Raw genomic sequence first — 4,357 nt, forward strand, 5'->3', positions numbered from 1 at the left:
CGACCCTGCGGGATCGGCTATCTCGCTCCGCTCGGTTCTCGGCGCGCCTTGTCATTTTGGCAAATCACTCCGGCATTCGTCTCGTTTGAATCACTAAGTGGTATAAAAATCTTTTTTCACTGTGCTCTGAGAGGGGCCAGTCAGCGCATCAACTCAACCAAGCCGAATCCATACTCTCATCAAAAAAATCTGCGCCTCTGCGGCTCTGCGCGAGGTTTTGAATTCATTTCTCGCGCAGAGCCGCACAGCAAAACCTGATGATTTGGATTGAAAATTTGTGTGTCTCTATCTGCGTGCGTGCTTCATCTTGCTAGCCTGAAGGGCTATCGGAACTTAGCCCAATGGTTGCCGACGAAAGGAGGCTACCTTGGGTTTCCGTATGACCTAGAGAGCAATGCTGAAGGTATTGTGGAAGCGTGACACGGCGTCTCAAGTTCCGCAACTCCTACAGAGTTGTCCAGATAGCGGTGTTTTATCCCAGCGTAGGGACTTCGTCCCAACACTGGGCTAAGTTACATAAGCCCGTTGGGCTAGGGGGGAGTTGTGTTTTTTGGGGGTATTGTGTGTCTAACTGTGCACTTGCTAAAGGTTTTTTTATTACATCAAATTTGCGCATTACGATGTTTCGACCATCGGTTCCAGGCGGATTTTCAAGTGCAGGCCGTTCAGAATGTCACGCAATGTTTCTAGGGTCGGATTGCCCTTTTCAGACAGGGTTCGGTAGAGGTTTTCACGTTTCATATCCACACTTTCAGCCAGTTTGCTGATGCCGCCCTGTGCTTCGGCGACATTCCTCAAGGCTAGCATGAGCGCCGCACGGTCATCGTCCGTCTGGAACTCTTCAAATGCAGTCTCCAGATAGCTCTTTGCTTTTTCGGGGTCGGAAAGATAGCTCTTCCGGTATTCGCTCCATGTTTTGTTATTAGTCATTGTTAGTTCTCCTTTAAATAGAGGTTCCAGTATTTCTGTGCGCGGGTAATGTCCTTGTTCTGGCTTTTCTTGTCTCCGCCGATCAGTAGCAAAACCAGTTTTCCCTGATCAATGCCGTAATAGACACGGTAGCCGGAGCCGAAGAAAAACCTGAGTTCGGAAACACCTCCACCGACCGTCTTGTGGTCGCCAAAATTGCCGAGTTGAACACGGTCGAGGCGTGCCATGATACGGTCATGGGTCTTTTGATCCAGGCCTTGAAGCCATGCTTCAAACGGAATCCTACCGTTTTTCTGGACGTAAAACTCAATCTCGTATTGCATTGCTCGTGTATTTCTTGGCCAATTGTATCTTATATGATACATCGTGTCAAGTAGGTTGACCGGTACTCGTGGTCAGGGCTCCTACATCGGAGCGGGGTCAGAGCGGGGTCAGTCCGAGGATTGTGGATTGTATCCCCTCGGGGACAGGTCTTCTGAGATCGCGTAGCAATACATGGAGGTCGCCATCAAACACCTACAGGAGGCTTACAAACGAAGCCACCTGTCCGCCGTAGCCTCGGCAACCCAAGCCGGAGAATAGTGAATGCGCAGTTTGACTAAAGGATGTCCTGACCCGTGCCATCAGGATGTGAATTCGACATTCAAAATTCACTATTCAACATTCCTCCCATCCACCGGCCCGATCGTCCCTCCCTCAACAAACTTCGCTAGTTCCTTTCATGCCAACTGACCCCATACTGACCCCATACCGCGCATCAACTCAACCAAGCCCAATCCATACTCTCATCAAAAATCTCTGCGCCTCTGCGGCTCTGCGCGAGGTTTTGAATTCATTTCTCGCGCAGAGCCGCACAGCCGCAGAGCAAAACCTGATGATTCGGATTTAGGCTTTCGTCATTCCTTGGGTACTTGGGTCTTTGGGTGCTTCGTCATTTCCCCGACTTCAAGACTTCAAGACTTCAAGACTCCCCAGACTCCCCAGACTCCCCGACTTCAAGACTCCCCGACTCCACCACCGGCCCCATCGTCCCGCCCTCGATGAACTCGGCTTTGATCAGCGTCTTGCGGGTGTCTTCTTTTCCCTGGCTGATGTTATTGACCCAGCGCACGATGCGCTGCGCCACCGGGCGGCGGCTCCAGCGGATATGTGCAACCGATGGGCGACACTGCCCGAAATGCGGGTCATCGTCGACGCTGACCAAGGAAAGATCCTGCGGCACCCGGATGCCCTGGTTGAGCAGAAAGTGGAGCGTTGCGAAATAGTTGGAACTGGAGCCGGCGATGATCGCGGTTGGAGGGGTGCGTTGGAACGACGAGTCAAGGTAGGCATACAAGCCTTCGATCCCTCCCTCCCAACCCGGTAGGTTATACGAGCCCGCAGTGATACCGCCAGCCGATAATGCATCGACAAAGGCAGCGCCAGGAGTCCCCGGCTCCGATACTTTATATAGGCTGTCCAGATACACAATCCGTTGGTGGCCGAGATCGATCAGCCGACGCGTGGCCTTAACGAAGGCCGGTACCTTGTTCGGTCCGATGCCTGCGATATCGAGTTTGTGCTGCCGACCGAACAACGCAAAGGTCGGAATCTTTTGTTGCATGAACCACTGCAGCACCTCACGTGTGCCGGCAGTCACCACCCGGGGCGTCCGCCTCGGTCTTTTTCACCATGCGGGCGAGCCGCTGCACGTCCATCTTAATTTCCGTTAAGTTGCTCGGCGCATAGAAGACAGTGTGCCCCGCCGCCTCCAGCTTGTTCTTGCTGTCGATTAAATAATCCTGAGTTTGATCGCTTTGTTCGTAACATAACATCGCCACCCGCAACGCAAGCGGGGTATGACCCTCCGGCAGCACGATCTTACGGCGGCGCCCCGGCCCCTGGCCAACCAATAGACCCTCATTCTCGAGCGCCTGCAGCGTGGTCTCCGAGGTCTTACAATTGACGCTAAACTCTGCAGCGAGCCGTGGCACGCCGGGCATCGTCCCGACCCAACGCCCGCGCAACAACTCGCCGCGTAGGTGTGCCGTGAGCTGCTCGGTTGCGGTAAGCGTTGCCAATCTGCCATGGATAAACCTACCCAAAATAGATTATAGATGGTAAGAAAAAAAGTGAAAAGTAATTCTTGTCGCTTGTGGTTTGTGTGTTAAATATTGGTTCTCAGCGACTCATGTCCGGTTTTATCCACGGTGAATCGATCCGGTAAGCTCGCAAAGAACAAAGAATAATACTCCTAACAACTCATTAATTGCCTTATGAAAATTACCAAATCAATGAAAACTACGATGTCCCTCGCCGCAGCGATGGGGACTTTCGCCCTTGCGGCCGGTTCGGCTCAAGCGGCCACCCTCCTCATCGATACCACCTTCGCCAACGGCAACGGTAGTTTCGAGTTCGATAGCTCCGGCACCCAACTCGCTACAGGCGCGCCCAATATCAATGTGATCGGAAAATGGATTAGCGGGGATGCCACTTTCTTGTCGGGCATCGACCGGGCCACCACCGGGACCCGGGAATGGGGGGGGGCATCTGTTGGCGTTATTTCCGGTGCCGTCGGCAACCAGACCGGCACACCTGACAATAATTTTGGCCTGATTCAGAACACCGGCTATACCGTCTCGGCTGGCAGCACCTTCGACCTGAGCTTTGACTGGAACGGGGATGCCGTCCTGGGTGGATGGGACGCGGATGACAATTTGCAGGTTGCGCTGTTCACTTCCTCTAACGACACCTTGGGAGGCACCCTGACGCAGATCTGGTCGGGATCGTATCTCGATGGCAATACCAGCAGCTCCTATCAGACGATTTCCTTAACCGGGGTCGGGACCATCATTGGAGCAAGCGTGGGACAGGACCTGTTCATCGCGTTCGGCACCGGAACGGCCGGAGCTGATAACGGCGATAACAACTTCGCCGCCGTCGATAACGTCAATCTGACCGCAGTCCCCGAACCCACCTCCACCGCCCTTCTCGGCCTTGGTGGACTCGCACTCATCCTCCGTCGCCGTAAATAACGGCTATGGCGCGACAGGTCCTCCGTCGCCGCAAGTAATCCGGCCTCGGAAAATTAACAAATATCCCAACCCCATTCCCCGTCACGTGGAGGTGGGGTTTTTTCGTATGGTTCAATATCCAGAGAAGGGTCAGTAGCAATTCCACCATTGACTCATCCTGTGAGTGGCCATTCACTACACCCGATTTACCCTTTTAATGCACCCCCATCTTTCCCTCGCAACCACCTATTTTTCCCATGACCGCAACTCCGAACACCTCACCCAAAAAGCAAATTCCTAACAGTCCGATGATGAATAGCAGAGATAAAACAATGAACAGATGGGTTAAGATAGCGACCTTACTTGGCTGCATACTACCATGCACGCTGCAGACTGTGTCCGCAGCCGATGCCGTTAAGAAGCCCAATATCCTG

The 4,357-nt window shown here is 53.3% G+C and carries 5 protein-coding genes; 1 reads left to right on the forward strand and 4 read right to left on the reverse strand.

Translation table 11 applies throughout. The features are described 5' to 3' along the window. Positions 1-615 precede the first annotated feature (615 nt). The 4 genes from BSZ32_RS09945 to BSZ32_RS09960 form a co-directional block, all read right to left on the reverse strand. On the reverse strand, positions 616-930 hold the full coding sequence (locus tag BSZ32_RS09945) for an addiction module antidote protein (protein ID WP_105043274.1): 315 nt from the start codon (positions 928-930) through the stop codon (positions 616-618). A gap of 2 nt (positions 931-932) precedes the next feature. Further along, positions 933-1,253: a type II toxin-antitoxin system RelE/ParE family toxin gene (locus BSZ32_RS09950; protein WP_105043275.1), complete on the reverse strand. Its 321-nt coding sequence runs from the start codon at positions 1,251-1,253 to the stop codon at positions 933-935. A gap of 638 nt (positions 1,254-1,891) precedes the next feature. Continuing rightward, positions 1,892-2,533: a substrate-binding domain-containing protein gene (locus BSZ32_RS09955; protein WP_129589700.1), complete on the reverse strand. Its 642-nt coding sequence runs from the start codon at positions 2,531-2,533 to the stop codon at positions 1,892-1,894. Between the two features lie 16 nt (positions 2,534-2,549). Then, on the reverse strand, positions 2,550-2,912 hold the full coding sequence (locus BSZ32_RS09960; RefSeq protein ID WP_129589701.1) for a hypothetical protein: 363 nt from the start codon (positions 2,910-2,912) through the stop codon (positions 2,550-2,552). A 273-nt stretch (positions 2,913-3,185) separates the two neighbouring features. Between BSZ32_RS09960 and BSZ32_RS09965 the strand changes: the two genes are divergently transcribed. Further along, the gene (locus tag BSZ32_RS09965; RefSeq protein ID WP_105043278.1) at positions 3,186-3,944 is read left to right on the forward strand and encodes a PEP-CTERM sorting domain-containing protein; all 759 of its coding nucleotides are present in this window, start codon (positions 3,186-3,188) and stop codon (positions 3,942-3,944) included. The last annotated feature ends 413 nt before the right edge of the window (positions 3,945-4,357 follow it).

It is taken from the genome of Rubritalea profundi (assembly GCF_002954445.1).
Classification (GTDB): Bacteria; Verrucomicrobiota; Verrucomicrobiia; order Verrucomicrobiales; family Akkermansiaceae; genus Rubritalea; species Rubritalea profundi.